The sequence below is a fragment of the Mesorhizobium sp. WSM4850 genome, from assembly GCF_055811735.1.
Genome location: NZ_JBVVPV010000155.1, coordinates 1 through 745, shown reverse-complemented (window position 1 = coordinate 745; position 745 = coordinate 1). Strand labels below are relative to the sequence as shown.

The following is a 745-nucleotide window of genomic DNA, read 5'->3' as shown; positions in this document are numbered from 1 at the left end:
CCACCAGCATGCGCGGTTTCTTCAACATCAAGCGGGCAAGCCAGGAACCGTCGGGCGCGCGCCTCCGAGACGCCCATCGAACCACAGCCATGGCGCCGATGATGAGCAACCGCCGAAGATCGCGCTGGCCCATCTTCGATACCTTCCCTAGTCGTTGCTTGCCGCCGCTCGACTTCTGCCGCGGGACCAGCCCGAGCCAGGCGGCGAAATCGCGACCGCACTTGAAGGCTTCCATCGGTGGCGCAAAGGTTTCAATGGCAAGGGCAGCGATAGGGCCGACACCGGGCATGGTCTGCAAGCGCCGAGATGTTGCAGCTTGCTTGGACAGCGTGTCGATCGTCTTCTTCAATGCCGCGAGCCGGCTGCTCAACTGGTCGATCTGGTCAAGGAGAGCGCTGCAGATGTCACGGACCAGATCCGGCAGGTCTGCGCTCTCGTCCTCGACGATCTCTGCCAGACGTGGCAGGTGGCCGACGCCTTGCGGAGCAACATAACCGAACTCATAGAGGTGCGCGCGCAGCGCATTCACCAATTCGGTTCTCTGATTCACGAACTGCTCTCTGGTGCGAAACACGATAGCCCGGGACTGCTGCTCCTTGGTCTTCGGTTCGACAAAGCGCATTGTCGGTCGTTGCGCTGCTTCGACGATCGCCTCCGCATCTGCGACGTCGTTCTTCTCTGGTTGCCGCCCTTGATGCAAGAAGCCTTCCAACCTGATGTGCCGGTGATCGAGTGCGTTCTTCTC

1 protein-coding gene is annotated in these 745 nt (G+C 61.1%); it reads right to left on the bottom strand.

The window, feature by feature from the left end; translation table 11 throughout:
* Positions 1-745 (bottom strand): IS110 family RNA-guided transposase (locus tag AC0L2Z_RS35370; RefSeq protein ID WP_473630641.1); only part of this gene is annotated, 745 nt, incomplete at both ends.